Origin of the sequence: Clostridium sp. BNL1100 (genome assembly GCF_000244875.1) — a bacterium.
Classification (GTDB): Bacteria; Bacillota; Clostridia; order Acetivibrionales; family DSM-1351; genus Ruminiclostridium.
Genome location: NC_016791.1, coordinates 4,323,902 through 4,349,853, shown reverse-complemented (window position 1 = coordinate 4,349,853; position 25,952 = coordinate 4,323,902). Strand labels below are relative to the sequence as shown.

At 39.2% G+C, this 25,952-nt stretch carries 21 protein-coding genes and 1 riboswitch; of the genes, 8 read left to right on the top strand and 13 right to left on the bottom strand.

Going from position 1 to position 25,952, the window contains the following annotated elements; all coding sequences use genetic code 11:
• Positions 1-52 precede the first annotated feature (52 nt).
• Complete coding sequence (locus CLO1100_RS18735) at positions 53-970, top strand: aldo/keto reductase family oxidoreductase (RefSeq protein ID WP_014315344.1); 918 nt, start codon at positions 53-55, stop codon at positions 968-970.
• A 63-nt stretch (positions 971-1,033) separates the two neighbouring features.
• On the opposite strand, the gene CLO1100_RS18730 is transcribed toward CLO1100_RS18735, so the two are convergent.
• Both CLO1100_RS18730 and CLO1100_RS18725 read right to left on the bottom strand, forming a co-directional pair.
• On the bottom strand, positions 1,034-2,122 hold the full coding sequence (locus tag CLO1100_RS18730; protein ID WP_014315343.1) for a glycosyltransferase: 1,089 nt from the start codon (positions 2,120-2,122) through the stop codon (positions 1,034-1,036).
• A gap of 131 nt (positions 2,123-2,253) precedes the next feature.
• A complete protein-coding gene (locus tag CLO1100_RS18725; protein ID WP_014315342.1) occupies positions 2,254-4,473 on the bottom strand; it encodes an NTTRR-F1 domain in 2,220 nt (739 codons plus the stop codon).
• A 195-nt stretch (positions 4,474-4,668) separates the two neighbouring features.
• On the opposite strand from CLO1100_RS18725, the gene CLO1100_RS18720 reads away from it, so the two are divergent.
• Positions 4,669-7,557 (top strand): methyltransferase domain-containing protein, encoded by a 2,889-nt coding sequence (locus tag CLO1100_RS18720; protein ID WP_041700334.1) that lies wholly within the window; start codon positions 4,669-4,671, stop codon positions 7,555-7,557.
• A 327-nt stretch (positions 7,558-7,884) separates the two neighbouring features.
• Here the strand turns inward: CLO1100_RS18720 and trpA are convergent, their stop codons facing one another.
• Genes trpA through trpE form a run of 7 tightly spaced genes read right to left on the bottom strand, consistent with a single transcriptional unit; the run spans position 7,885 to position 14,332 of the window.
• Entirely contained in the window at positions 7,885-8,655 is a 771-nt protein-coding gene (trpA, locus tag CLO1100_RS18715; protein WP_014315340.1) for a tryptophan synthase subunit alpha, read from the bottom strand.
• Positions 8,648-9,832 (bottom strand): tryptophan synthase subunit beta, encoded by a 1,185-nt coding sequence (gene trpB, locus CLO1100_RS18710; RefSeq protein ID WP_014315339.1) that lies wholly within the window; start codon positions 9,830-9,832, stop codon positions 8,648-8,650. The genes trpA and trpB overlap by 8 nt, the downstream gene beginning before the upstream one ends.
• Complete coding sequence (locus tag CLO1100_RS18705; protein WP_014315338.1) at positions 9,833-10,450, bottom strand: phosphoribosylanthranilate isomerase; 618 nt, start codon at positions 10,448-10,450, stop codon at positions 9,833-9,835.
• Between the two features lie 24 nt (positions 10,451-10,474).
• Positions 10,475-11,263 (bottom strand): indole-3-glycerol phosphate synthase TrpC, encoded by a 789-nt coding sequence (gene trpC, locus CLO1100_RS18700; protein WP_014315337.1) that lies wholly within the window; start codon positions 11,261-11,263, stop codon positions 10,475-10,477.
• Positions 11,264-11,274: 11 nt separating this feature from the next.
• Positions 11,275-12,288 carry an anthranilate phosphoribosyltransferase gene (gene trpD, locus CLO1100_RS18695; protein WP_014315336.1) on the bottom strand — a complete coding sequence of 338 codons (1,014 nt, stop codon included), beginning with the start codon at positions 12,286-12,288 and terminating at the stop codon, positions 11,275-11,277.
• Complete coding sequence (locus CLO1100_RS18690) at positions 12,285-12,866, bottom strand: aminodeoxychorismate/anthranilate synthase component II (protein WP_014315335.1); 582 nt, start codon at positions 12,864-12,866, stop codon at positions 12,285-12,287. Before CLO1100_RS18690 ends, trpD begins: the two co-directional genes overlap by 4 nt.
• Positions 12,866-14,332 (bottom strand): anthranilate synthase component I, encoded by a 1,467-nt coding sequence (gene trpE / locus CLO1100_RS18685; protein WP_014315334.1) that lies wholly within the window; start codon positions 14,330-14,332, stop codon positions 12,866-12,868. Before trpE ends, CLO1100_RS18690 begins: the two co-directional genes overlap by 1 nt.
• A 502-nt stretch (positions 14,333-14,834) precedes the next feature.
• On the opposite strand from trpE, the gene ytaF reads away from it, so the two are divergent.
• Positions 14,835-15,458 carry a sporulation membrane protein YtaF gene (ytaF, locus tag CLO1100_RS18680; protein WP_014315333.1) on the top strand — a complete coding sequence of 208 codons (624 nt, stop codon included), beginning with the start codon at positions 14,835-14,837 and terminating at the stop codon, positions 15,456-15,458.
• On the opposite strand, the gene CLO1100_RS18675 is transcribed toward ytaF, so the two are convergent.
• Positions 15,459-16,055, bottom strand: a complete 597-nt coding sequence (locus tag CLO1100_RS18675; protein ID WP_014315332.1) for a DUF1836 domain-containing protein — start codon at positions 16,053-16,055, stop codon at positions 15,459-15,461. It abuts the gene before it with no gap.
• A gap of 196 nt (positions 16,056-16,251) precedes the next feature.
• Between CLO1100_RS18675 and CLO1100_RS18670 the strand changes: the two genes are divergently transcribed.
• Positions 16,252-16,944 carry an SGNH/GDSL hydrolase family protein gene (locus tag CLO1100_RS18670; protein ID WP_014315331.1) on the top strand — a complete coding sequence of 231 codons (693 nt, stop codon included), beginning with the start codon at positions 16,252-16,254 and terminating at the stop codon, positions 16,942-16,944.
• A gap of 77 nt (positions 16,945-17,021) precedes the next feature.
• Here the strand turns inward: CLO1100_RS18670 and CLO1100_RS18665 are convergent, their stop codons facing one another.
• Positions 17,022-17,723 (bottom strand): tetratricopeptide repeat protein, encoded by a 702-nt coding sequence (locus CLO1100_RS18665; protein WP_014315330.1) that lies wholly within the window; start codon positions 17,721-17,723, stop codon positions 17,022-17,024.
• A 120-nt stretch (positions 17,724-17,843) separates the two neighbouring features.
• On the opposite strand from CLO1100_RS18665, the gene CLO1100_RS18660 reads away from it, so the two are divergent.
• On the top strand, positions 17,844-18,860 hold the full coding sequence (locus CLO1100_RS18660; protein WP_014315329.1) for a nucleoid-associated protein: 1,017 nt from the start codon (positions 17,844-17,846) through the stop codon (positions 18,858-18,860).
• Between the two features lie 31 nt (positions 18,861-18,891).
• Here CLO1100_RS18660 and CLO1100_RS18655 read toward each other — a convergent pair whose 3' ends face one another.
• Together CLO1100_RS18655 and CLO1100_RS18650 are read right to left on the bottom strand one after the other, a co-directional pair.
• The gene (locus tag CLO1100_RS18655) at positions 18,892-20,331 is read right to left on the bottom strand and encodes an LTA synthase family protein (protein WP_242836629.1); all 1,440 of its coding nucleotides are present in this window, start codon (positions 20,329-20,331) and stop codon (positions 18,892-18,894) included.
• Positions 20,332-20,773: 442 nt separating this feature from the next.
• Entirely contained in the window at positions 20,774-22,048 is a 1,275-nt protein-coding gene (locus tag CLO1100_RS18650; RefSeq protein ID WP_014315327.1) for a CapA family protein, read from the bottom strand.
• A 239-nt stretch (positions 22,049-22,287) separates the two neighbouring features.
• Between CLO1100_RS18650 and CLO1100_RS18645 the strand changes: the two genes are divergently transcribed.
• The 3 genes from CLO1100_RS18645 (at position 22,288) to CLO1100_RS18635 (ending at position 25,952) form a co-directional block, all read left to right on the top strand.
• A complete protein-coding gene (locus CLO1100_RS18645) occupies positions 22,288-23,469 on the top strand; it encodes a phosphopentomutase (RefSeq protein WP_014315326.1) in 1,182 nt (393 codons plus the stop codon).
• Positions 23,470-23,586: 117 nt separating this feature from the next.
• Positions 23,587-23,749: riboswitch (cobalamin riboswitch) on the top strand.
• A gap of 133 nt (positions 23,750-23,882) precedes the next feature.
• Complete coding sequence (locus tag CLO1100_RS18640) at positions 23,883-24,887, top strand: ABC transporter substrate-binding protein (RefSeq protein WP_014315325.1); 1,005 nt, start codon at positions 23,883-23,885, stop codon at positions 24,885-24,887.
• Between the two features lie 12 nt (positions 24,888-24,899).
• Positions 24,900-25,952 carry an iron ABC transporter permease gene (locus CLO1100_RS18635; protein ID WP_014315324.1) on the top strand — a complete coding sequence of 351 codons (1,053 nt, stop codon included), beginning with the start codon at positions 24,900-24,902 and terminating at the stop codon, positions 25,950-25,952.

Below are 25,952 nucleotides of genomic sequence, written 5' to 3'. Positions count from 1 at the left end.
CTTTAAGGTGTAGAATTCAGTTATTGTTTTAATATATCAGGAGGATGATTTTATGAGACGAATTAGCATTGGAAACGGAGCACTTACTTCTTCTGAAATTTCTTTAGGCTGTATGAGGATAAGTGAGATGTCTAAAAATGATGCAGCCAACCTTATTAATACTGCTTTGGAAGAGGGAATAGATTTTTTTGACCATGCTGATATCTACGGCGGCGGAAAATCAGAAGAAGTATTTGCACAGGCAGTTGATATGCGTCCAAGCATAAGGGAAAAGTTCGTAATTCAGACAAAATGCGGGATAAGACAAGGGTATTATGATTTTTCAAAAGAGCATATTTTAGAAACTGTTGACGGAAGCCTTAAACGTTTGCAGACCGATTATATAGATGTTCTGCTGCTGCACCGTCCGGATGCACTTGTTGAACCGGAAGAAGTTGCTGAGGCCTTTTCAATTCTTCAAAGTAACGGAAAGGTAAGAAATTTTGGAGTAAGCAATCAGAACCCAATGCAGATTGAGCTGCTGAAAAAATACCTTAATCAGAAACTAATTATAAATCAGTTACAGCTTAGTATTACAAATACCGGAATGATAGACGCAGGAATCAATGTAAATATGAAAGTCGAAGGTTCTATTGACAGAGACGGAAGCATATTGGACTATTGCAGGTTAAATGACATTACAATCCAGCCATGGTCACCTTTCCAGTACGGTTTTTTCGAGGGGGTATTTCTCAATAATGCTAAATTCCCTGAACTCAATAAAAAAATAGATGAACTGGCACAGGAAAAAGGTGTTGCAAATACAGCAATAGCTATTGCATGGCTTTTGAGACACCCTGCTAAAATGCAGCCAATTGTGGGCACAACCAATGTATCCCGTCTCAAGGATATTTGCAAGGCATCGACAATCGAGCTTACCAGACAGGAGTGGTATGAGATATATTTGGCGGCAGGTAATAAACTCCCATAAAAATAGACCATATTAACTAATATAACAAAACAGCTGTTGCAGTACGGGCAACAGCTGTTTTGTTTATGGCTTGATCCTGCCTTCTTCTATCATTTTTGCAAACAGTTCTTTGTTGTACAAAACGCTGGAGTCTGACGGCCTGTACCCTGCAGCGATTTCATTATGTTCATAGGCCTTTTGCATATCGCCTGTATTGTAGTAACATACGCATAGCTGTAAATGTGGATACCAGGTGTAATATGCCATATATATAAAGCTCCACCTGTCGGGATCAGGAACTTGCTGTGTTGCAAGCTCATACCAGAAAATAGCTGTTTTATACTGACGGTTACGATGAAAATTATACCCTATACGGCAGCAGGCCTCTGCCCTTGGAGGTGCAAATTGAAATGATTGGAATAAAGCCGTTAGCTCATTCTCTTTGTCATTTAAATACCGATAACAGTCCCCCTTGAATATACAGGAAAAAATCTTGTCTTCAACCCAACCCTCTTTCAAAGCAAGGTTTTGATTATAACTATCTATCGCTTCCTGATAACGACCATTTTCTCTTAATTCATTTCCGTAATAGAAGTAGTCTCTGGCACTAAAGGCATCCCCACGCTGTTTTTTTGTTTCAAATATGGACACGGTACGCCCAACTGAATGACGTATCTTTTTATGAGTGATGGCTACTTCTGAATTAATAATTTTTCCGCTGACTTCTATATAGTTGTGGCAATCTCCATACCATCGAAAATTTTTCTCTCTTTTAACAAGACGGTTACGTCTATATCTTAAAGTAACATTACCAAATTCATCCGTTCCAGCATCATAATACATTGATACTGATTCTACGGATGGGTCGAGGCTTTCCTTTAACTCTTTAAATTTAACCTGATCAGCCTCTAATAGCACATCATCTGCATCCAGGTATAGGATATAGTCCTTTGTAGCATACTTGTATGATTCATTCCGAGCATCCGCAAAGCTGTTAGTCCAGGGAAAATCAAAAACACGGTCGGTATATCTGGAGGCTATTTCCTTTGTCTTATCAGTTGAACCCGTGTCAACAATGTTAATCTCATCCACTATCTCCTTTACTGTGTCCAAACAACGTGCAAGAGTTTCTTCCTCATTCTTTACAATCATACACAGACTGATACTTATCATTTTCCAATCCTTTCTAATGTACAGTTATAATATTATATTCAGATTAACAAATATATTGTTTATTTATTTTATGGTGTAATAGGTAAAACATTAGGATACCCTAAGAGGTATCCTAATGTAAAAATACAATACTATGGGAATACAATCGCATTAATATCACTATTGTCTGCTGTAGCTGCAGTAATTAACGTAGCTGTTGTTACAAAAACTCTTACAGAATAAGTGTTGTTACCTGTAGCTGACTCAGTATCCACTTGTGTACTTGCCAATTGCATAGATTGAGTTCCAACCTGGACAACAGAATTGCTGAATGTCCTGGTATCAATCAGTGTAGAATTTCTGTACAATCTGATTTCAAAGTCGAAAACTCCTAAAGCTGCTGCAGTTGCATTTATAGTTGTGGTATAGTCAACTTTAATTTCTTCTCCAATTGTAACCGGAACTGTTACCGATACCAACGTTATTTCTGTACCTGCCGGTAAAACTGATACCGGACCAGGCGATTCATTAAAGAATAAAGTTGGTGCCGGTCCGGTTGGGCCAGTAGCGCCAGTAGCTCCGGTGGCACCCGTTACGCCAGTAGCGCCAGTTGCGCCAGTAGCACCAGTAGCGCCAGTAGCACCAGTAGCTCCAGTTGCCCCAGTAGGCCCGGTCGGTCCAGTCGGTCCAGTCGGTCCAGTTGCGCCAGTGGCTCCAGTGGCACCAGTAGCGCCAGTAGCGCCAGTAGCTCCGGTTGTACCAGTAGCACCAGTTGCTCCGGTTGCACCCGTTACGCCAGTAGCGCCGGTAGCGCCGGTAGCCCCGGTTGCACCAGTGGCACCAGTGGCTCCGGTTGCGCCAGTAGCACCAGTAGTACCAGTAGCTCCGGTGGCTCCAGTGGCTCCAGTAGCGCCAGTTGCTCCAGTTGCGCCAGTTGCGCCAGTAGCTCCAGTTGCTCCAGTAGCACCAGTAGCGCCAGTGGCTCCGGTTGCTCCGGTTGCTCCAGTTGCACCAGTTGCGCCAGTTGCGCCAGTTGCGCCAGTTGCGCCAGTAGCGCCAGTAGCTCCGGTAGCACCAGTAGCGCCAGTAGCTCCGGTGGCACCCGTTACGCCAGTAGCTCCAGTTGGGCCAGTAGCGCCAGTAGCTCCGGTTGCTCCGGTTGCTCCGGTGGCTCCAGTTGCCCCAGTAGCGCCAGTAGCTCCAGTGGCTCCGGTAGCACCAGTGGCTCCGGTAGCACCAGTGGCTCCGGTTACGCCAGTAGCTCCGGTAGCACCAGTAGCTCCGGTGGCACCCGTTACGCCAGTAGCGCCAGTAGCGCCAGTAGCGCCAGTAGCGCCAGTTGCGCCAGTTGCGCCAGTTGCGCCAGTGGCTCCGGTGGCTCCGGTTGCTCCGGTAGCACCAGTAGCGCCAGTAGCCCCAGTAGCGCCAGTGGCTCCAGTTGCTCCGGTGGCTCCAGTAGCGCCAGTTGCTCCAGTTGCTCCGGTGGCTCCAGTTGTGCCAGTTGCACCAGTAGCACCAGTTGCTCCAGTAGCACCAGTAGCTCCAGTTGCCCCAGTGGCTCCAGTTGCTCCGGTGGCTCCAGTAGCGCCAGTTGCTCCAGTTGCTCCGGTGGCTCCAGTTGCGCCAGTTGCACCAGTAGCACCAGTTGCTCCAGTAGCACCAGTAGCTCCAGTTGCCCCAGTAGCGCCAGTTGCGCCAGTAGCACCAGTAGCGCCAGTAGCTCCGGTGGCACCCGTTACGCCAGTAGCGCCAGTTGCTCCAGTGGCTCCAGTAGCACCAGTAGCGCCAGTGGCTCCAGTAGCGCCAGTAGCTCCAGTAGCGCCAGTAGCACCAGTAGCTCCAGTTGCCCCAGTAGGCCCGGTCGGTCCAGTCGGTCCAGTAGGTCCGGTAGGTCCAGTAGGTCCGGATGATGATGTCAAAGATACATCATCAACAACTACATTAGCTGTATTTGGTTCGGCCTGCTTACTTATAGATACAATCGCATACACGGTTCCAGCCGGTGCAGGCGTAGTTGTACCCGTGAATTCCTGCCAGTTATTCAGCGTAGCATCAGGAAGGGTACCGGGTGGAATACTGATAACGAGACCAAGTCCCAGATAATTAAAGTTAGCATCAAAATAAGCTATTGTAATAGTAGTAAGTGGATTTGGCAATGCTCCTACTTTTGCGAGGAAAGCGGAGAATTCGTAAGGCTCAGTAAAATCTGCTTCAATTATCTGATAAATAGTTGAGGTTACACCTCCATCAAGTAATTCAGCAGAAAAAGTACCTGAATGGCTGAAGGCGGAAGTTACTATTGCATTGAACGAATTCCAGGGAGGAAAAGTTCCTGTTTCAAAACCGCCATTTATAATAATATTAGTAGCCATTTTTAATTTGTCACCTCCTTGAAAGTTTTTGGTGATAGACATACTCTAAATATTTAGTATGCTACGATACAGTATATGGGTGTATAGCACAATTTGTTCCTTATGTTAACAAAAAACATTAAAAAGTGACGTTATGTGTAACATATATGCAGCATATAAATAGTAACAGATACATTTATTATGCTTGGGGTTATCATGGGAGACAAAAATATAAAACTAGCTTTATTTTCAAAGGGTGATGACAAATTCATCGGGGATATAGCTAATAAACTATCAGCGTATTATGACATTCAGAAAATAACTATCAATATGTTGCATATGGAAAAGTTGGAAGAATGGATGAACTGGGCTGATATTTGCTGGTTTGAATGGTGTGATGAACTTTTGGTATATGCCACTAGACTTAATATTGCAAAAGAAAAAAAAATAATTTGCAGACTGCACAGCTATGAGGCATTTACAAATTATCCGGCAAGGGTTAATTGGGATTGTGTTGACAGTCTCATATTCGTATCAGAAACAATACGTAAATATGCAATTAACACTTTTGGAATAGATGAAAAAATTACTACAGTAATACCAAACGGAGTAGACTTATCACAGTTCAACTTTGCAAATAGAAACTCAGGATTTAATGTTGCCTATGCGGGATATATTAATTACAAAAAAGGGCCAATGTTGCTTTTGCAGGTCTTTAAAGCACTATACGACTGTGATAACCGATATAATTTTTACATCGCAGGTCAGTTTCAAGACCCCAGATACTCACTGTATTTCAAACAGATGGTAACTGAGTTGGGATTAGAAAAAAACTATTACTTTGAAGGTTGGCAAAAGAATCTGGATAAATGGTTGGAGGATAAAAATTACATATTGTGCACAAGCGTACTGGAATCGCAGAATATGAGTGTAATGCAGGCAATGGCTAAAGGTATAAAGCCGGTTATACACAATTTTGTAGGTGCATCAGAGATTTATCCTCACAAATATTTGTGGAATACGGTTAATGAGGCTACTTTGAAAATTAAAGATAATGAATATGATTCTGATGAATACAGAAATTTTGTTGCTGATAATTACTCACTGGATATGCAGCTAAAATCCATAATATCGTTGCTGGAGGATATTTCAGCCAGAAATAAACACATTACAGGCTTCGATTATAAAAATTATTGGATTAAAAGACTGAATTCAAAATTCGATATTGAAGGTGTAGGGTTTATGGGATTAGGTGAGATATATAACCAATTTCTTTACAAGAACAGAATTAATTTGCTGGATGCAATAGTAAATAAATTATTTGATAATATGAACAGTAAAAGAGTTTTAGAACTAGGCCCCGGAACCGGGATTTTCACAAAACTTTTCCATAATAATAAAGTGGCTGGATATAAAGCTGTCGACATTTCAGAAAAGTCGGTCTCGGAATTAAGTAAAGCATACCCGGGGTATTTATTCAAAAATGGTGATATAAGCGATCAAACGTACTATAGTGGAAAATATGATTTAATATTTGCTGCTGATGTATTGCTTCATTTAACAGATGAAACACGATATAAAAGAGTATTGGAAAATATCTCAATTCATCTGGACACTAACGGATTTTGTATAATACTTGACCCAATAAGTGTTTTGCAGGTAAAAAGCAAGTCACCTCATATGGTAATAAGAGATAGGGACTACGTAGAAAATATTTTAGAAGCTTACGGTTTGGAATTGGTGGAAATGCTTCCGGTTTCGTACTTTATGAATTACCCATTTGACAAGGATTTGGCGGGAAAAGGCGGAGAAGCAGCTATGCAACTGTTTAATACCCTTCCTGAAATTTTTAAGGACAGTGAATTGAGTAACGATGAGAAGAATATTGTAGGGGAGTACCTGATGCTAAAAGATAGACAGCTGACATGCACTAAGAATATGGGACTGACAGAAAAGCTCCTTATTATAAAAAAGAAAACAAACCCTTGCAAAATAAGTATTAAGCTGGAGGAAATATATGATACGGACAGTATTAGAGAGCGAATTGCCCTGATTGAAAAGCAAATAAAACAAAATCAAAAATTATGGCATAAATTTTCAGGGAAAGCGGATATTCTTAGGCTTCTTGAAAAGGATTATAATCCGACCTTTGAATATATACATGACAAGATGAATGAGTTTATCTCCTATGAGACTAATAATTTTGACACTTTTGATTTTACTACTGCCAAAGTAATAATAGGAAAAAGGGAGAAATTTAACAGATATGAATTAATAGAGTTTATCTTAAATAACAGTCAGGATAAAAAGTTAATTATAAATAATATTTGGTATGACTTGTACAACAAAGTGTATGCACTTCCCCAGCAGATTAAAAACAGCAAAAACTCTGATGAAATCCTATCAATAACAAGTAATATTTTAAAAAAAGACGCTGTATATAAGAACAATATTGCTGGCTTTATATCAGACCTGAAAATCAAGGCAGAGGTAGAGCAGAATTATCTTGCCTATATGTGGGAAAGAGGGATACCGGCTTCACAATTTCTTCCATTGAATGTGTATCTTAAAATAGCCGAGAGATATACCTTTGCTTCCGGCTTCATGAGTAATGAAAGCAGGGTACTGGAAGCCCCGTGTGGCTTTGGTTATGGCGCTGCATATTTATCAAAGGTATGCAACAGTGTAGAGGCAATAGATATAGCAGATGATAATATAAGATTTGCAAAGCAGGCATACAGACAGTCAAACGTACACTGGAATACGGGGGATGTTACCTGCCTGCCTTATCATGCCGGGGAATTTGATGTGTATGTTTCATTTGAAGTATTTGAACATCTAACAGTTGATATGACAGTTAAGCACGTAGAAGAAGCATACAGGGTTTTGAAGAAATCGGGGAAATTCATTATATCTACACCAAACAAGGCAATGAGAAGAAATGTTCATAATCCTTTTCATATAAAAGAGTATGAATTTGAAGAATTCAGTACAATACTGAACAAGGTATTTGATTCGGTAGAATTTTACTCAGTAGAGAATTATAAGGTGGAAAAAGGAATAAAGAGAACGGCATACAACATGATAGCAGTCTGTGAAAAATAAGGAGGAGGCTGTTGCAAATTAGTTTTTTATTAACCTGTGCGTGAGTATAAATTGTATCAATGAAAGCTTGGTTAAAGATATTTGCAGATGTTTATAGGCGAAGATGGATATTTTACCGGAAAACCTATCACGAAGTAGGTTTTAGCGAAACCATGAATCATGGACGATGAATGTGAGCGACGGTAAAATATCCAAAGATGAGCCGCTATAAACTCTTGCAAATATCTTGGAAGCAAGCATTGATATAACTTTATACGGGAGTACAGGTGTTAAAACAGAAAACCTTTTTCTTTTGAAACAACCCCTTGAATAATATGAAACCTTGTTTTATTTTATAGACTGTTTAATGTTGCTAACATAATCAAATAGAGGTGTTGCAGCATCATTACCGTATTGTTCGATAATTTTTACAATAGCACTTCCAACAATAATCCCATCAGCATATTTAGAAATCTCTGATGCCTGTTGAGAGGTGGATATACCAAAGCCCACAGCTACAGGAATTTTTGTCGCAGACCTGACAGAGGATACAATTGACTGCAGGTCTGTTTTTATTTCATTGCGGACACCTGTAACTCCCTTTGAGGATACACAGTAGACAAATCCCTTTGCGCAGGAAGCTAACTTGTTAATACGTTCCTCAGAGGTAGGTGCGATTAATGATATGATATCAACATTATATTTATCACTAAAAGGCATCAGTTCGTCTTTTTCCTCAAATGGAATATCAGGAATTATAACACCGTCAACGCCATACTCACTACATTCTCTGAAAAAGTGGTCATAACCGTAGGTGAATACAGGATTAAGATAAGTTAGGAAAACAAGTGGAACCTGAGTCTTTTGTCTTATCCTTTTAACTGTTTCAAAAACTTTATCCATAGTCGTTCCGTTTGTCAATGCCCTTATGTTTGCTCTTTGAATAACCTCACCCTCTGCAATAGGGTCTGAAAACGGAATTCCTATCTCTATAAGGTCAGCACCCGCCTTAACCATTTCCAGAACAAATTCCTCAGTCTTTTCCAAGGACGGGTCACCTGCTGTAAGAAAGCCTATAAATGCCTTACCATTTTTAAACGCATTACTGATTTTACTCATCTATATTCACCCCCATATATTTTGCAATAGCGGCAACGTCCTTGTCTCCTCTTCCTGACAGGCAAATGACTATTATTTTGTCTTTTCCCATTTTAGGTGCAATTTTCATTGCATGAGCAACTGCGTGGGAGCTTTCAATTGCCGGAATAATACCTTCTGTTCGGGACAGATATTCAAAGGCTGCAACCGCCTCTGCATCAGTTACGGGAACATACTTGGCACGGTTTGTGTCGTGCAGGGACGCATGTTCCGGGCCTATACCGGGATAATCAAGTCCTGCTGAGATAGAGTATACCGGAGCGATTTGCCCGTACTCGTCCTGACAGAAATACGATTTCATACCGTGGAATATTCCAAGCTGTCCTTTTGCTATTGTAGCTGCATGCAACTCAGTGTCTACACCTTTTCCGGCAGCTTCACAACCTATCAGTTCAACGGATTTGTCCCCGATAAAATCGTAAAAAAGTCCCATAGCATTACTGCCACCACCAACGCAAGCCATAGCAATATCCGGAAGCCTTCCTTCTTTTTCAAGCAATTGTTCCCTGACTTCCTTACCGATAATACTCTGGTAATCTCGTACAATCATTGGGAATGGGTGAGGCCCCATAACGGAACCCAGTACATAAGCGGTGTCTTCCATTCTGGAAGCCCACTCACGAAAAGTCTCATTAACTGCATCTTTCAGGGTTTGTGTTCCGCTTGTAACCGGGTGAACTTTTGCACCCAAAAGCTCCATTCTGAAAACATTTAAGGCCTGACGTTTAGTATCCTCCAAGCCCATAAAAATTTCACAATCCAGACCCATAAGTGCCGCAGCGGTTGCAGTAGCCACGCCGTGCTGTCCGGCACCTGTCTCTGCTATTACACGCTTTTTGCCCATTTTCTTTGCCAGAAGCACCTGCCCCAGAACATTGTTTATCTTGTGGGAGCCTGTGTGATTCAGGTCTTCACGTTTTAGATATATTTTTGCGCCACCCAAATCCTCTGTCATTTTTTTTGCAAAATACAGAAGGGAGGGTCTTCCGGCGTATTCCTTTAATAAGGTATCAAGTTCCCTGTTGAAGTCAAAATCATTCTTGAAGTAGTTATAACTCTCCTCGAGCTCATTTATGGTGTTCATTAAGATTTCAGGGACATATTGCCCCCCATGCTTTCCATACCTGCCTTTTAGCATTTACTTCACACTCCTTACCAAATTTACAATATTTAAAATTTTATTTCTGTCCTTAAAAGAATCTGTTTCCACTCCGCTGCTGACATCCAAGCAGTAGGGCTTTATATTTTTTATTGCTGTCTCTGCATTTTCGGCTGATATTCCTCCCGCCAGAAAGAAAGGTTTGGTTGTTTCTGAAATCAGCCCCCAGTCAAATGCTTTGCCTGTTCCTCCGTAGTCATTGCCTGAGTATGTATCCAGAAGCAAATAGTCGCAGGGAAGGGAGCAGGCTGCTCTTACCGATTCACTGTCCTTGACTCTGACAGCCTTTATAATTGGATTATTTATTTTCTGACGCAGTGACTGTATATAGTCTGCACTTTCGTCTCCGTGGAGTTGGACGATATCAATAATACCCTTTTTGCATAGAAAGGTTATTTTATCCATATCCTCATTTACAAAAACTCCCACAACAGTTATTCTTGAATCCAGAAGTTTTCTAAGCTGTTCCGCAATTTCAGAAGTTACCTGTCTTTTGCTTTTTGCAAAAACAAAACCTATAAAATCCGGAAGAGCTTCGTTTACATATTCAATATCCTGGGGTCTGGTAAGACCGCAAATTTTTATTTTTACAGACATAAGAACCCTCCCATGGGAAATAGCCTAGTTTTTTGCAGAACTCCGCAGCTTTTCCAGTTCCGCCCCTGCATTGCCGCTTCTCATAAGGGTTTCACCAATCAGAACGGCATTTACCCCTATTTGTCGGAGTACTGAAATATCCTGAGCATTGCGGATACCGCTTTCCGATACAAAAGTTATATCAGAGGGTACAAGTTTTCTAAGGCGTACACTGTTTGTTATATCAACTTCGAAGGTTTTTAAATTCCTGTTATTAACGCCAATTATCCTGCTGCCGGCTTCAATCGCACTTTTAACTTCAGTTTCATCGTGGGCTTCCACAAGACAGGACAGTCCAAGGCTATCCACAATCTTAATATACTCTTTCAAAGTATGAGTATCCAGCAAGGAACATATCAGCAATACACAATCTGCACCTATTAAGGCCGCTTCATAAATCTGATACGGGTCAATAGTAAAATCTTTTCTAAGAACAGGAATACTTACTGTTTTTTTTACGTCTTTCAAATATCGGTCATTGCCAAGAAAAAATTCAGGTTCCGTCAAAACCGAGATTGCTCCGGCCCCGGCAGCTTCATAATCTTTAGCTATATCAATATAAGGAAAATTTTCAGAGATAAGTCCTTTTGAAGGAGAAGCTTTTTTTATCTCGCATATAAAATTAAGCTCACCATTATTTATTGCTTTTTCAAAAGCAAAAGGACTCTTATTTACCAATTTTAAGGCCTCAGATTTTACGAAATCAAAAGGCACTTCCTTTTTTAGATTCTCAACACGTATTTTTGTATGTTCAGCAATTTTATTCAGTATCATCATGTCACCTCTTAGTTAAAGCTGTTTGACAGCTCTATAAATTTATCCAGCTGAGCCTTTGCAGCACCGCTGTCAATAAGCTGTTCAGCCAATTTAACACAATCCCTTAGAGTAGTTTGGTTGTATGACATATAAAGGCATAGTGCCGAGTTTAATACAACAATATCCCTTTTAGGCCCCTTACTTCCATTTAAAATATCCAGAGCTATTGAGGCATTTTCCTTTGGGTCACCCCCAACCAATTCCTTTAACGTGCACCTTGAAAAGCCTAATTGTTCGGGGGAGAGGAAAAAGCTGTTAATGCTGCCGTTGCTGACTTCGCAGATTGTGGTGGTGTCGCAGAGAGTTACTTCATCCAGACCGTCATGGCCGTGGACAACCATTGCACGCTTAACTCCCAGATTTAGCAGGACTCTGGCAAGAGGTTCCACGAGATTTTCATCATATACTCCTAAAAGCTGCATGTTTGCTCCTGCCGGGTTTGCCAGAGGCCCCAGTATATTGAAAATAGTTCTCACTGAAAGTTCCTTACGGACGGGAGCGGCATACTTCATAGAAGCATGATAAGTTGGAGCAAACATAAAACACATTCCGATTTTTTGCAGTATTTCTGCACTTTGATCGGCGGACAAAGTAATATTAATACCCAGTGCCTCCAGAAGGTCTGCGCTGCCGCATTTGCTTGAAACAGAACGTCCTCCGTGCTTTGCAACGGGTACACCGCCAGCAGATACAACAAAAGAGGAGACTGTTGAGATGTTGAAGGTATTGGCCTCATCGCCGCCTGTACCGACGATATCCAGAACATCCTTTTCGGGGTGAATTCGTTTGCACTTTTGCCTCATAACAGTTGCACATGCGGTTATTTCGTCTATAGTCTCACCCTTCATTCTCATGGCCGTGAGGAATGAGCCTATCTGTGCATTTGTAGCGTGGCCCTCCATGATTTCCTCCATAACCTGTGTTGTTTTATCAAGATCCAAATTCTGCTTGTTAATTACCTGATAAATAGCTTCCTGAATCAATTTGCTTCACCGCCTATTCTTAGAAAATTATCCAATATCTTTATACCATTGGGTGTTAAAACAGACTCCGGATGAAATTGCAGTCCGTAAACATTGTAATCTCTGTGCTTGATACCCATTACTTCACCGCCGTCGTCCTCTCCTATAACCAATAGTTCATCGGGGAGAGTACTGCGCACTGCTGATAGAGAATGATATCTTGCACCTTCAATAATGGGTGGCAGACCTCTGAAAACTGCACTGCCGTTTGCAATGTGTATGAGACTTTTTTTACCGTGCATTAATACTTTGGCATATGAAACGGTGGCTCCAAAGGTCTCACAGATTGCCTGATGCCCAAGGCATACCCCTAAAATCGGCTTTACTTTATGGAAGTGCCTTATTACTTCTTCGCATATACCTGCATCTGAGGGGCGACCCGGCCCGGGGGAAAGGATAATATGGGAAGGATTTAAAGCTTCTATTTCTAAAATGGTAATTTCATCATTTCTGACGACTCTTATATCACTGTTTATAGTACCTATAAGCTGATAAAGGTTATAAGAAAAGCTGTCATAATTATCAATTAATAAAATCATTAGTCAATCCCCCTTTCGGACATCTCTATAGCACTTATTACGGCTCTTGCCTTATTTACTGTCTCCATATATTCCGTTTCGGGAACACTGTCTGCAACGATGCCTCCTCCGGATTGGACATATACTTTCTTATCCTTGAGAATGGCTGTTCTTATTGCAATGCAGGTGTCCATATTTCCGGTAAAATCAATGTATCCTATTGTACCGCCGTAAATCCCGCGCCTATGCCCCTCAACTTCATTTATTATCTGACAGGCACGGATTTTGGGTGCTCCTGAAAGCGTTCCGGCAGGGAGGATAGCAGTTATGGCATCAAGCTGATCCATATCCTTACGCAGCTTGCCCGTAACTTTGGACTCTATATGAATAACGTGGGAGAACTTTTTTATACTCAGATAATCCTTAACCTCAACTGTTCCGAATTCACTGATTCTTCCAAGATCGTTCCTCCCAAGGTCAACAAGCATGTTATGTTCTGAAAGCTCTTTTTCATCACTTAAAAGGCCTTCAATCAATTCTTTGTCTTTTTCCTCGGTTTCCCCACGAGGTCTTGTTCCGGCGATAGGGAAGGTTGAAAGATTACCGTTTTCCAGCTTTATAAGTGTTTCAGGTGAGGTTCCGGTTATCTCTAAATCATTAAATTTTACAAAGAACATATATGGGGACGGATTGGTGGTTCTTAAAGTTCTGTAGGCATCCAAAAGGCTTCCTTCAAAGTCTGCCGTCTGCCTGTTGGATGGAACAGCCTGAAATATATCACCTTCAAAAATGTAGTGCTTAACCTTTTCCACAATTTCAGCGTACTGCTCGATGGTGAATTTAGGGGTAAAGGGTGACAATAATTTTGAGACAGGCTTTTCAGCAGGGACTTCCTGTTTAATCAGGTTTATTGTACGCTCTATTTCCTTTAGAGCTTTTTCATAATTTGCCTCAAGATTATCGGTTTTTATATTTACAATTACAATAACTTTTTGCTTAAAATGGTCAAAGGCTATTACCTTGTCGAAAAGCATTAAATCCACATCGTTGAAATTTGCTTCGTCTGTTCCGTCAAGCTTCAGGGTTCTTTCGGAATACTTGATATAATCATATGCAAAGTAACCTACGAAGCCTCCTGTAAAAGGCGGAAGAAAGCTGAGTTTGGGACTTCTGTATTGGTTCAGGATTTCTCTGATATGGCTGTTTGGATCATTTGTGAAAACTTTTTTTGAACATTCGCCCTTGATTTCAAGGTTTCCGTCTTTGCAGGAAAGTTCAATTACGGGATCAAAGCCCAGAAATGAGTACCGACCCCATTTTTCACCGTTTTCAACGCTTTCCAGAAGATAATAACGGCTACTTACTGCCCTGAGGCTTTGGAGTACTGCAATTGGTGTTTTAATATCTGAGAAGATTTCGCAGCTAACAGGGATAATTGTATATCCTGCTGACAGTTGTTTTGCTTCCTCCAAGCTTGGTTTGTACATAATACCACTCCTTTTTCGTACAAGATTTATTTTCTTGATAAACTAAAAACACCCGCCCTTTGACTGAAATAGTCAAGGACGAGTGTACTAAAATTCACCCGCGGTGCCACCTTGTTTTGTAAGCAAATAAATCTTACACACTTACGAAATACAAACATATTTCTCACAAATAACGCATGTGTTACGTCGTAGAATACTCTGGAAAGAAAAATTCCATTTGACTACGCCCTCAGTGGTCCATTTGATGTACTGCGTTCTGCAAGGCTCTCAGCTTCCCTTGCTCTCTGTAAGTGCACGTATCACCGTTATCTCCACATCAACGGTTTAAGGGCAGATATTAAATTTAATATAAGATTACATCCATAATTAAAAATTGTCAATATGTTTTAACATAAAAAACATAAAAATACTTAAAAGTATAAAATTTACAAATAGTAATACGTTTTTGAGACATGCACTATTCTGTGTAAATGAAAATATACTATCCTGAGGTGAAAAGACCGTGGGGGTTATTCTATCAATTTTTTTACTGTGCCTGGCACCGAATTTAGACAATATGGCAATCGGTCTGGCATATGGAGCAAGAAAGATAAATGTACCGTTTAAGTCGAATATTTCAATCGCTTTATTTTCGGGTATAGCAACCTTATTGTCCAGTCTTCTTGGAAACGTACTTACAAACTATATTTCCGACCACCTTGGAAAAACCATTGGCGGTTCTATAGTGATTACAATGGGCTTATTTACAATTATTGGATATATGAATAGCAGAAGGAAATCCAAAAAGGTTCATGGTAACAGTATTCAGTACATAGACGATATAAAGGCCGTAATGGATGACCCGGGTATTGCCGATAGAGACTATTCCGGAGACATATCACTTAAAGAATCCATACTTTTGGGAATAGCACTGGCATCCAATTGTATTGGTACGGGATTTGGCGCAGGTGTATCGGGAATAAATGCATTTGTATTGTCAGCAGCAGTAATAGTTTTCAGCCTTATAACTATCTCTGTGGGGGCAATAATAGGCAGACGGTATGCGTCAAAATTTTTAGGTGAAAAAGCAACAGTCATATCGGGCATGCTGTTGCTGGTTATAGGTTTGTATCAAATAATTGCATAATTACTTGCTTTTAGTCTTATCATTTTTATTTGACGCTTCATTTTGATTCAGCAAGGACATTATTTTCTCAGCGGCAATCCTATGAGCATTTGCTTCGCTTGAAAGCTGTAAAGCAAAAAGACGCAGAGAGTTTTCATAATCGTCCTCATCCATACTCTCGATAAGGTTTAGGAGCTTTTGAGAAACACTGTTAAATGCCTGATCCTGAAGACTGGTCAGTTCACTGTAAAAATTACGGTACTCATCTTCACTGTTAAAATTACCTAGTGAACGGGCAATAAGCGGAATTGGCAGTACCGGCTTTAGCATTGACATAATGTAAAGTGACACAAGATGCACCCGGTCATACTTTTTATTTACGGGACGTTTTAGATAGCCTTCTTTTACATAATTATTTACCATACTTGAGGTAATTGTCTTGCCGGAATCGGAAGTATCACCGAAAATGTTCAGCAGTCTTTCAAGATAGGTTATTACCTGATCCATATATAAGTCTATTGCCGGAAATTGGTTCCAATTTTCAGTTTTATATGATCCAAGGGAGGCCGATAATTGGCCAAGTTCTTCCTTTATATTATTGATTTTACTATTCTCCAAAATGAATATCACTCCTGGTAAATGGTTATCTTAATTATAACACATTGTTTATTTATTACAATATAGTTATTAAAAAGCCTTGACAAGAAGAACTAAAATGGGTAATATAGTATTGAAAACTAGATAATAGGATATTGATAATTCAATACATAATTTTAAAGTTATATAATTTCAGGTAATAGGAGATGTATCGTCTATGTCAAATTCAGCAAATAAAAATATAATTGTTTGGGGAGATTCAATTTTAAAAGGTGTTATTCTAGATGAAAAAGACGGCAAATATAAGGTAATGAAGGATAACAGCATAAGCAGCTTTGCCCAGATAACAGGGTTTAATGTGAAGAATAATGCATACTTCGGCATGACCTCCACCAAGGCCCTGAACAGAATATCAAATTCTATAGATAAATTAATTACCGATAAAGAAAATATTGTAATAATAGAATTTGGCGGAAATGACTGCGATTTTAACTGGAGCGAGGTAGCTGAGAATCCGGACTTAGTACATCAGCCCAAAACTTCTATTGAAAGCTTCAAAAACACCCTGCAAAATATGGTGGAGATGTTCAGGAAAAAAGGTATAACTCCTGTACTTATGAATTTACCGCCTCTGGAACCTGAAAGATATTTTAACTGGATATCCAAAGGCTTAAATAGGGAAAATATACTTCACTGGTTGGGTGATGTCGCAAGGATATACCGTTGGCAGGAAGCTTATAACAATGCAGTAGAGTGGGTTTCACGTCAGATGGACTGCAAAATGATAGATATCAGGGAGAGCTTTTTACTATGCAGGAACTATAGTTCACAGATTTGTGCAGATGGTATTCATCCAAATGAAAAAGGCCATAAAAAGATTCTGAAATCCATGCTGGAATTTAGCTTCTAAGACATTAAAAAAAGTTTGTTGCGGTTAACCTTTGTGTTGGTTTACCGTTACAAACTTTTTTACGTTTAAAACCTATTTTACTCTGTTTCAACCTGCTTCAGCTTATCCTCAATCTGTTCCACTGTAACACCTGACAGAAAATTTGGCTTGTAATTCAAAGCGTTTTTAAGATTTTCTATACAACGATCCTTGTCTCCCAGCTTCTCCATTACCAGTGCGTAGTCATAATATGCTTCTGGGAACTTTGGCGACAATGCCATTAACTTTTTAAATATTTCATCTGCTTTTTCATATTCACCCATCATATAGTAGGTTTGACCCAGATTATCTAATATTACCGCACCGGTATTATTGTATTCCATGGCTTCTTGATTGAATTTCAGGGCTTTTTCAAGGTTGCCTTTAAGGATATACAAATATCCCAGGCTTCCATAAACATTTGTATTTTTGTAATTTGGGAATATCTCTTCATAAAGTGCAATGGCTCTGTCAAGCTCTCCGTTTTTCCACAATGCAAGGGCGTAATTGGATTTGAGACTGTACAGGTCATTATCTTTAATCTTTGAAGTGGAGTTAATCTGCTCCTTAAATATCTTTAATGATTCGTCAAGGTGCCCTTCCTTTAAAAGGAGGTAGCCTAGGGTGGTAACTATGCCGGGTTTTGCACTTCCGGTTTTATATGCTTTTTCCAACCAATTTATGGCCTCCTGAGTATTGCCTTTTTGATAGGCACTATTTGCTTTTATAACGTATATAGATGATTTAAATTTTCCAAACATGTAGATTCCTCCTGTTCACTAAAGTAGATTATATCAAATATGTATTATTTTTTGTATTAAAAGTTTGATATAATATAGGACGGGTTTTGACTTCGAATAAAAAAGGAGATATTACTTGATATGGAATACAGTATTCATATAAACACAGCTGTCCTGCATATTTTAGACACCAGCGTAAACTTTCCCGTACTTTCTGATAAGGAAATTGAGCTAAGCGGAGAATTGGCAGATTTTTTAGAAAAGCATATTTCCAAAACCTTTGAGGATACAAATTTGAAAAATGCTCAGTTTACAGGTGAAGTAAACACAGTACGGGATATGTGCAATGCACTTAAAGAGGATTCGGGCTGTTTTATGGAAGTAACCAGGGCCATTGGAGCAATGACTTTTGATTTTATGCTTAAAAATATTGATATAGCTCCCGGGGACCTTATATGCTGTCATTTTCTTGCAAGCAATGAACCATATCTGGGACTATTGAAACTGAACTATAAAACAGGATTTACCCATTACGTAAGCCAGATGGAAGAAGGGGCGGTAAATACAATTATACGGCATAAAACACTTTTACCGTCGGACGGACAAAAAGTTGATGAAGCCGTTCTTATCAGTCTGGAAACAGGTGAAATAAAACTCATTGAAAAAGCCTACGAAATAAACGGTACAAAAGAATTTTACATGTCCAATTACCTGATTAACTGTACAACTGATTTGTCGGACAACCAAAAGCTCAAAATTATTGACAAGGTAACACAGAAGATAAGCAAAAAATACTATGACGAGGACTTTGACAAGGTAGCAAAGCTTAAGAAGGTTGTATCCGAAGGGCTGGAAGAAAAGAACGAAATACGGGTGGATGAAATAGCTCAGGAGGTATTTGAAACGAATCTTGCCGTCAGGGAAGAGTACATACAGGAGATTCAAAAAGCCGGCCTTACTGAAGAGGCTATCACAGTACCTGAAAAATTGGCAGAGAAAAAATTTAAAACCCATAAAATCAAGACAGATACAGGCATTGAGATAAATTTCCCACTAAGCTATTACGACAACAGGGATATGATAGAATTTGCAAATAACCCTGACGGTTCCATATCAATCATAATCAAAAACGTTGGTAAAATAATAAACAAGAGGTAGGGGAAAACCTACCTCTTGTTATTTTATATACTTATTTATGTCGTTCAATAAGGCTTGAAGAAATAAAGGATGGCAGGTATTTTCGCCACAAAGGTTCTTCTTCCACATACTTATGGTTAGATATTGTATTATACAACCAGCTGCGGTCAAAGGAACCGCCCTTAAAAGGTATGTTTGAAGGTAGGGTTTCAGTATCCAACAGGCTTCTTCCATCAGTTTTAACGTTATATGACAGCTTGGATGTTGCCAATATGGTTGGAGAAACGTCAAGGAAGGATGCTACAACAGAATCTTCCTTGTACTTCTTGTGGTCAGGTGTAAGCAAAAACATGGGAACAAACTCAAAATATTTGTCGCCCTCTATAAACGAAGCCTGAGCAAAATCCTGTGAGTTGACATTGGGAGTATGGTCACCATAAATTACTATATAAGTGTTGCTGTATTTTGCCTGAATCTTCTCTACGAAATCCTTTATTGATTTATCAACATAACTAAAGGAATTATAATAGTTCTGGACAATTTCATTTTCTATATCGTCGTAAGCCTTGTTATTATAATAATGTCTGGCACTTTCAAAGGGGCCGTGACTTGTCATTGTTATAACATGTGTATAAAAAGGAGTTGTACTTTTCTCAATTTTTTCAAAAGCAAATGAGAAGACCTTGTCATCCGGTGCTCCCCAGCCCTCGTCATCGTAGTTCATTGAGCTTATGTCATAGAACTTTTTAAAGCCCATTTTTGAAAAAGCTATATTTCTGTTATAAAATGTTCCCACGTTGCCATGAAAAGCCATAGTGTTATATGAGGCCTTTGCAAGTTTGGAGACAACTGAATTGGGGTAGCTGTATGATGACAGCTTGATTGCCGGGAAAGAATCAAGGGTTTCAACACTGTTTATAACTGAAAATTCAGCGTCTGATGTACCTCCACCCTTATGATAGCTGAGGGTGTACGGATAATAAACGCTGTTATCCATCAATGAGCTAAGGTAAGGCATAACATAGGAGCCTTTATATTTTTGCTTAACAATATTTGAATCCATTGACTCAACTTGTATTACTACATAATTCGGCTGCTGTGAGGTACTTTTTGAAGTAGTTACAGAACTGGGGGAAGAAATGCTTTTACCGTAATTAATTTGTTTAATCAGCTTTTCTTCCGTGTTATTTTGAACTATATTAACTATTCCGTTTGCAACAGTACCGTACCTTTCAACTATCCGTGTTTCTCCGGAATATCTGTCATCCATGAACTGTACCACAGACTGGCCGTTTGCAAAGTTAAATATCTCAATTACTATAAGAATTACTGCCGATAAACCAATAATAGCATTGCGCAAAAAAGGCAGCCTTGTACTTTTGACTTCCCGTTTGAAACATTTGAAGAAAATATATAGAGCTACCGGAACATCAATAAAAACTACCAACAGCTGAATGCTTATTGGGTTGGCAAAGTGGGAAGCTGAAATCATAGCCTCCTTAAACAAGGAAATCCACTGAAGAAAATGCAGGTAACTGTGGTAATAAAGGAAGTATGATATATTAGTAAAACAATAAATCCCTTGTATTATATACACGATTAAAAAAACATATCTTGACTTCAAGCTAAGAACAAACGAAAAAACAATAACACAAACAAGTAAAGAAATCCAGAATTTATAACCTAACGCACCTCCGCCGGTTTTTGGCAACATCAGAAAGTTGAAAAGGGTTGTCTTAAATGCATTTAAAATTATTAAAATTACCGTAACAATTACTGCTCTTCGGTATGGCTTATTCTTGAACGCATTTAAAACTCTACCATAAAAATTATTTAACATTACGTTTTGAATTTACCTTTCTAAGTTATAACATTATATACCATTATATATTTTATAAGAATTTATTTGATTTGTAAATTTATATAAAATATTATTATTTACTATTGAATTTTGCCATTATACTCATGGTATTATTATATGACTGCTTTACATAGGACTTATTTCTGCTGTTTATATAAGGAGCTTTTACATCAGGTGTAGGAACGGGAAGTATTTTATAAACAGGCTTATTCTTTGAAGAATACATATCAACCCATGTCGGTATATAAGTCACATCTTTAATATTTATGCCGCCTTTAGTATCTTTATTAAGTTTGAGGGTGACGATAACTCCATCCTCGGTATAAACTTTATTAATTCGTTTTGCTTTATCTGTACGTCTGTAGCCGGATATAAAATTACCCATGGAATAAATAATAAACTTATTTTTGCCGTTTACTTTTACTATTTCCGATTTTTGTATAACGTGGGGATGGGAACCAAGTATTATATCAGCTCCCCATGACAGAACCTTTTTGGACAAATTTGTCTGATAGGTACTTGGTGTACGAATATATTCATTTCCCCAATGGAGGACAGTTATAACTGTATCAACTCCCTTTGCCTTTACTTCTTTTATATCATTTTGAATCTTGGATTCGTTTAATATACTAAGATATTTAGATTTATCACTGCTGCTTAACTTTGCTTCATGGCCGTTAAAAAACTGAGAATAGCTTAGAATAGCTATTTTAATACCCTTTACATCTTTAATAACATATTTGTCTTTACCATTGACAGAGCTTCCTATGTTCACCATTTTATATTCTCTGATTTTTTGAATAGTTCTTGTAAGACCGTTGATACCCCAGTCAAGACAATGGTTATTTGCCGTAGAGAGTATATCAACTCCTGATCCCGACAAAGCAGGAAGTATGCTGTCAGGGGAGTTAAAAAGAGGAAAACTTCTATACTTGATACCTGCACCGGCTGTAACCGTTTCAAAATTAGCTATTGTCAGGTCAGATGAACTCAAATACGGCTTAACGAATTCAAAAAAGCCGTTGAAGTCATATCTCCTGCTTTTAGAATCATATGCACTATTGAGATTTCCCTGATGCAGCATAATATCTCCCACGGCTGATATTGTTATTGTCTGAGGGGGCGGAGGAGTGCTTGGCGGTTTGGGTGTATCCGATGTATTCGCAGAGCTCTCTGATGAACCCGTAAAACTGCTTTGAGCAGGGGGCTTTGGTGCCGCAGAATTTATCTGGTCTGTATTGAGACCACCTATTGCAAGTATTATTGTTGTGCTGACTAAAAGCAGAAAGCACATAATACACAATACGTAAAAAGTGCGTTTGAAGATAATCATCTTTGTTCTCATCATTATGCAAACCATTCCTCTTATTCAATTTCGGTGGGTGTCTTCTTGGTCGGAAATATCCTGTATGTATGAACTACAATAAACTATACCATAATCTTAACGGAAATTGGTATAATTTTTGAATTATATGGAAATATTAATAAATTAAAAGTTTTTAATATGTTTGAAAAAGCAAATATTTGGTATTAATATAATAGTAGTAGGTATGTGTACGTATTATAAATAACTGGGAGAGAATAGATATGACAAATATAGATAGAGTAATTATGATTGTCCTTGACAGTGTAGGAATAGGTGAGCTTCCGGATGCCGGCGAATACGGTGATAAAGGAAGCAATACATTGGGAAATATCGTGAAAGTTTGCAATGGAATAAACCTTCCCAACCTTAGCCGGCTTGGAATGGGAAAGATAGATGGAGTAGACTATCTTTCCATACCCGAACATGTTACAGGGAGCTATGGTCGAATGGCGGAGGTTTCTAAAGGAAAGGATACTATAACAGGACATTGGGAAATTGCAGGACTTCAGCTTGAATACCCGTTTCCCACATATCCTGACGGTTTTCCAAAGGAAGTCCTTGATGAGTTTGTAAAGCTTACCGGAAGAGGTGTTCTGGGAAACTGTGCCGCATCGGGAACTGAAATAATCAAGGAGTACGGCGAGGAACACATGAAAACGGGAAAACTCATAGTTTATACGTCTGCGGACAGTGTTTTTCAAATAGCAGCCCATGAAGAAGTCGTTCCTCTGGAAGATTTGTACCGTATTTGCGGTATAGCGAGGGAGATGCTGCAAGGGGAACATATGGTTGGACGTGTTATTGCCAGGCCGTTTATAGGTGAACCGGGCAACTTTACAAGAACACCGAACAGAAGGGATTTTTCTGCCGAGCCTACATCAGACACTGTTTTGGATATTCTGAATAAAAAGGGCCTGGATGTTATTGCGGTAGGAAAGATTGAAGACATATTTTCAAAAAAAGGAGTTACTGTTGCTGAACATACAAAAAACAACATGGATGGTGTTGACATTACATTAAAATTTATGGGTCAAGAGAGCAAAGGCCTGATTTTTACAAATCTTGTAGATTTTGATATGGTATTCGGACACAGAAATAATCCGGAAGGTTATAAACAGGCTTTAGAGGAATTCGATAACAGATTACCTGAAATTTTGTCTGCCATGAAAGATAACGATATGTTGATAATTACAGCGGATCACGGCTGTGACCCGACTACTCCAAGTACTGACCATTCAAGGGAACATGTACCTGTAATTATCTATGGTAAGGGTATACGAGAGGATATAAATCTTGGAACAAGAAAAACCTTTGCTGATATAGCCTGCACCATTGCAGAGGTATTTAATGCAGAGAACAAATTCCCTGGACAAAGCTTTTTAAGGGAGATTATCAAATATTAATATTCTTTGACAAATATGGTATTTAATTGACAAATCCGCTAGAATAAGAAATTTGGACGATAATGTGTATGATTTGTATTTGCTATTAAGCTTGTTTTATATTAATATATGCAATATAACTTAATAAGAGCTACAGATAAGGGAAGCAGGTTTGAACCCTGCACGGTCCCGCCGCTGTGTTGGAGGAGTTCTCCATATAATCCACTGGTACATTAACCGGGAAGGAATGGAGAGCGTTGATGCCTTAGTCAGAATACCTGTCTGTATGTTTACACTGTTAACTCTACGAGTGATAGGGGGTGTGTTTAATAAAAAAATTCCAGATGGAATTATGCCCTTTAAACACAAAAACGTTTAAAGGGCTTTTGTGTTTAAAGGAGTAAAAAATACATAATGTTAGGAGCTACTATAAAATGAAAAGGAATTTAAAAATCTTATCTTTAATACTCGCATTGATTTTTGCAACCGGAATCCTTGGAGCATGTGCCAGTAATACAAACCAGCAGGCGTCTGAAACAACTCAGGCAATTGATACATCGGTGACAAGTACTAAAACAGAAACATACCCTCTGGCATTGGAGGATTCAAAGGGTACAAAGGTAACTCTAAAGGCCAAGCCGGCTAAAATAGTAAGTATGCCTCTTGGAACCTGTGAAATGCTTATGTCGCTTGTAGACAAAAGCAGAATTGCGGCTATGACTTATTATGTGGACGATGCTAAAGTTTCAAACATTGCTGATGAGGCTAAAGGAGTAGGTAAGAGAACCGAGTCCAATGCGGAAAAAATAATTGCATTGCAGCCTGATCTTGTTCTTATGGATAATCTGGCAGATGCGAATGTTATTAAACAGCTCAGAGATGCAAATATAACCGTATTTATGCTGAATACTCCCTCAAATATTGATCAGGTGAAAGATAACCTTAAATTGTTAGGAAAAATTGTAGGTGAGGCTGCCAAAGCACAGGATTTAATTAAATGGATGGATCAGAAGCTAAAAGCTGTATCAGATAGAATTGAACTAATGACTGATGACCAGAAACAAACGGTACTTGATTACAGTGAAATGAGTACCACGAGCGGTAAGGGAACAAATTTTGATGATATTGTTACAAGAGCAGGCCTTATAAACCCAGTATCGAAGGATGGTCTTGAAGGATGGCCTGAATTGTCCAAGGAAATGATAATAAAGTATAACCCCCAAATTATTATTCTGCCGTCATGGTACTATGACGCTAAAGTTAACTTTTATACTTTGAATGAGAAGATAAAGGGTGATAAGGCACTGGCTGATATAAAAGCAGTAAAGAATAATAAAATCATTTCAGTACCATATAATCATATTTCATCAACATCACAATACGCTGTACTGGCAGTAGAGGATATTGCAATGGTTGCCTATCCGGGACTGTTTAAATAATCCGGAGGAAACATGAAAAATAGAAAAATCAAAAAAAACCTGACAAATATCGGGTTTATACCGGCAATGCTGGTTCTTCTACTGCTTGTAATGGTTGCAGGAACAGCAATAGGGGCTGTAAACGTACCTTTTTTTGATACCTTTAAAATCATTCTTAAAAATATTGGTATTTTAAAACATGCAACATTTGCTGAAGGACAGGAACCTATAATTTTTCTTGTAAGGTTCCCAAGAGTGCTGGTAGCTGCACTTGCAGGGACAGCCCTTGCCTCATCCGGGGCAGTTATGCAGGGAATGTTCAGAAATCCTATGGCAGACCCGGGATTGCTGGGAATATCCAGCGGTTCCGGATTGGGAGCGGTTCTGGCTATAAAGCTGGGGTTAACTGCCGTAAGCATGTATTTTATGCCACTGTTTGCATTTACGGGAGCATTTATTGCAATATTTGTAATTTACCTGCTGTCCTACCAGAAAGGGAAAGTACCCGTACTTACACTGATGCTTTCGGGAATTGCGGTAAGTACTTTTATAGGGGCAATAACCAATATTATCTTAACTCTGTCCTATGATTATCAGGTTAAAGAGTTTCTTTTCTGGTCCACGGGAGGCCTTGACGGCAGACGTTGGGAACACGTACAGCTGGTGCTTATTCCAATAATTTTAAGTGTTATACTTATGTTTGTTTTTTCAAGGGACTTGAATGTTCTTATGTTGGGGGAAGAGGAAGCGAAGTCTGTAGGATTAAGTTCAGGTAAAATAAGAACAGTATTACTGGTGTTAGTTTCCATCGCTACAGCCAGTGCGGTTTGTGTCAGTGGAGCCATAAGTTTTGTAGGTCTGATTGTTCCCCATATAATGAGACTTCTGGTTGGGCCCAATTATAAAAAGCTGCTGCCTGCCAGCAGTATTGGAGGGGCTATTTTCCTTGTGGCTTGTGATCTTGTATCGCGTGTTGTGGCCATTCCATATGAGATTGGAGTAGGAATAATAACAGCGTTGTTGGGAGCTCCTTATTTCCTTTACCTTTTACTAAGAAGCAAAAAGGAAGGAGGAGCGGTAATCTGA

What these genes read in the sequence shown, in the direction of transcription:
- CLO1100_RS18735 (WP_014315344.1), top strand. Translation starts at nt 53, where the DNA reads ATGAGACGAATTAGCATTGGAAACGGAGCACTTACTTCTTCTGAAATT.
- CLO1100_RS18730 (WP_014315343.1), bottom strand. Translation starts at nt 2,122, where the DNA reads ATGATAAGTATCAGTCTGTGTATGATTGTAAAGAATGAGGAAGAAACT.
- CLO1100_RS18725 (WP_014315342.1), bottom strand. Translation starts at nt 4,473, where the DNA reads ATGGCTACTAATATTATTATAAATGGCGGTTTTGAAACAGGAACTTTT.
- CLO1100_RS18720 (WP_041700334.1), top strand. Translation starts at nt 4,669, where the DNA reads ATGGGAGACAAAAATATAAAACTAGCTTTATTTTCAAAGGGTGATGAC.
- trpA (WP_014315340.1), bottom strand. Translation starts at nt 8,655, where the DNA reads ATGAGTAAAATCAGTAATGCGTTTAAAAATGGTAAGGCATTTATAGGC.
- trpB (WP_014315339.1), bottom strand. Translation starts at nt 9,832, where the DNA reads ATGCTAAAAGGCAGGTATGGAAAGCATGGGGGGCAATATGTCCCTGAA.
- CLO1100_RS18705 (WP_014315338.1), bottom strand. Translation starts at nt 10,450, where the DNA reads ATGTCTGTAAAAATAAAAATTTGCGGTCTTACCAGACCCCAGGATATT.
- trpC (WP_014315337.1), bottom strand. Translation starts at nt 11,263, where the DNA reads ATGATACTGAATAAAATTGCTGAACATACAAAAATACGTGTTGAGAAT.
- CLO1100_RS18690 (WP_014315335.1), bottom strand. Translation starts at nt 12,866, where the DNA reads ATGATTTTATTAATTGATAATTATGACAGCTTTTCTTATAACCTTTAT.
- trpE (WP_014315334.1), bottom strand. Translation starts at nt 14,332, where the DNA reads ATGTACAAACCAAGCTTGGAGGAAGCAAAACAACTGTCAGCAGGATAT.
- CLO1100_RS18670 (WP_014315331.1), top strand. Translation starts at nt 16,252, where the DNA reads ATGTCAAATTCAGCAAATAAAAATATAATTGTTTGGGGAGATTCAATT.
- CLO1100_RS18665 (WP_014315330.1), bottom strand. Translation starts at nt 17,723, where the DNA reads ATGTTTGGAAAATTTAAATCATCTATATACGTTATAAAAGCAAATAGT.
- CLO1100_RS18660 (WP_014315329.1), top strand. Translation starts at nt 17,844, where the DNA reads ATGGAATACAGTATTCATATAAACACAGCTGTCCTGCATATTTTAGAC.
- CLO1100_RS18655 (WP_242836629.1), bottom strand. Translation starts at nt 20,331, where the DNA reads ATGATTTCAGCTTCCCACTTTGCCAACCCAATAAGCATTCAGCTGTTG.
- CLO1100_RS18650 (WP_014315327.1), bottom strand. Translation starts at nt 22,048, where the DNA reads ATGATGAGAACAAAGATGATTATCTTCAAACGCACTTTTTACGTATTG.
- CLO1100_RS18645 (WP_014315326.1), top strand. Translation starts at nt 22,288, where the DNA reads ATGACAAATATAGATAGAGTAATTATGATTGTCCTTGACAGTGTAGGA.
- CLO1100_RS18640 (WP_014315325.1), top strand. Translation starts at nt 23,883, where the DNA reads ATGAAAAGGAATTTAAAAATCTTATCTTTAATACTCGCATTGATTTTT.
- CLO1100_RS18635 (WP_014315324.1), top strand. Translation starts at nt 24,900, where the DNA reads ATGAAAAATAGAAAAATCAAAAAAAACCTGACAAATATCGGGTTTATA.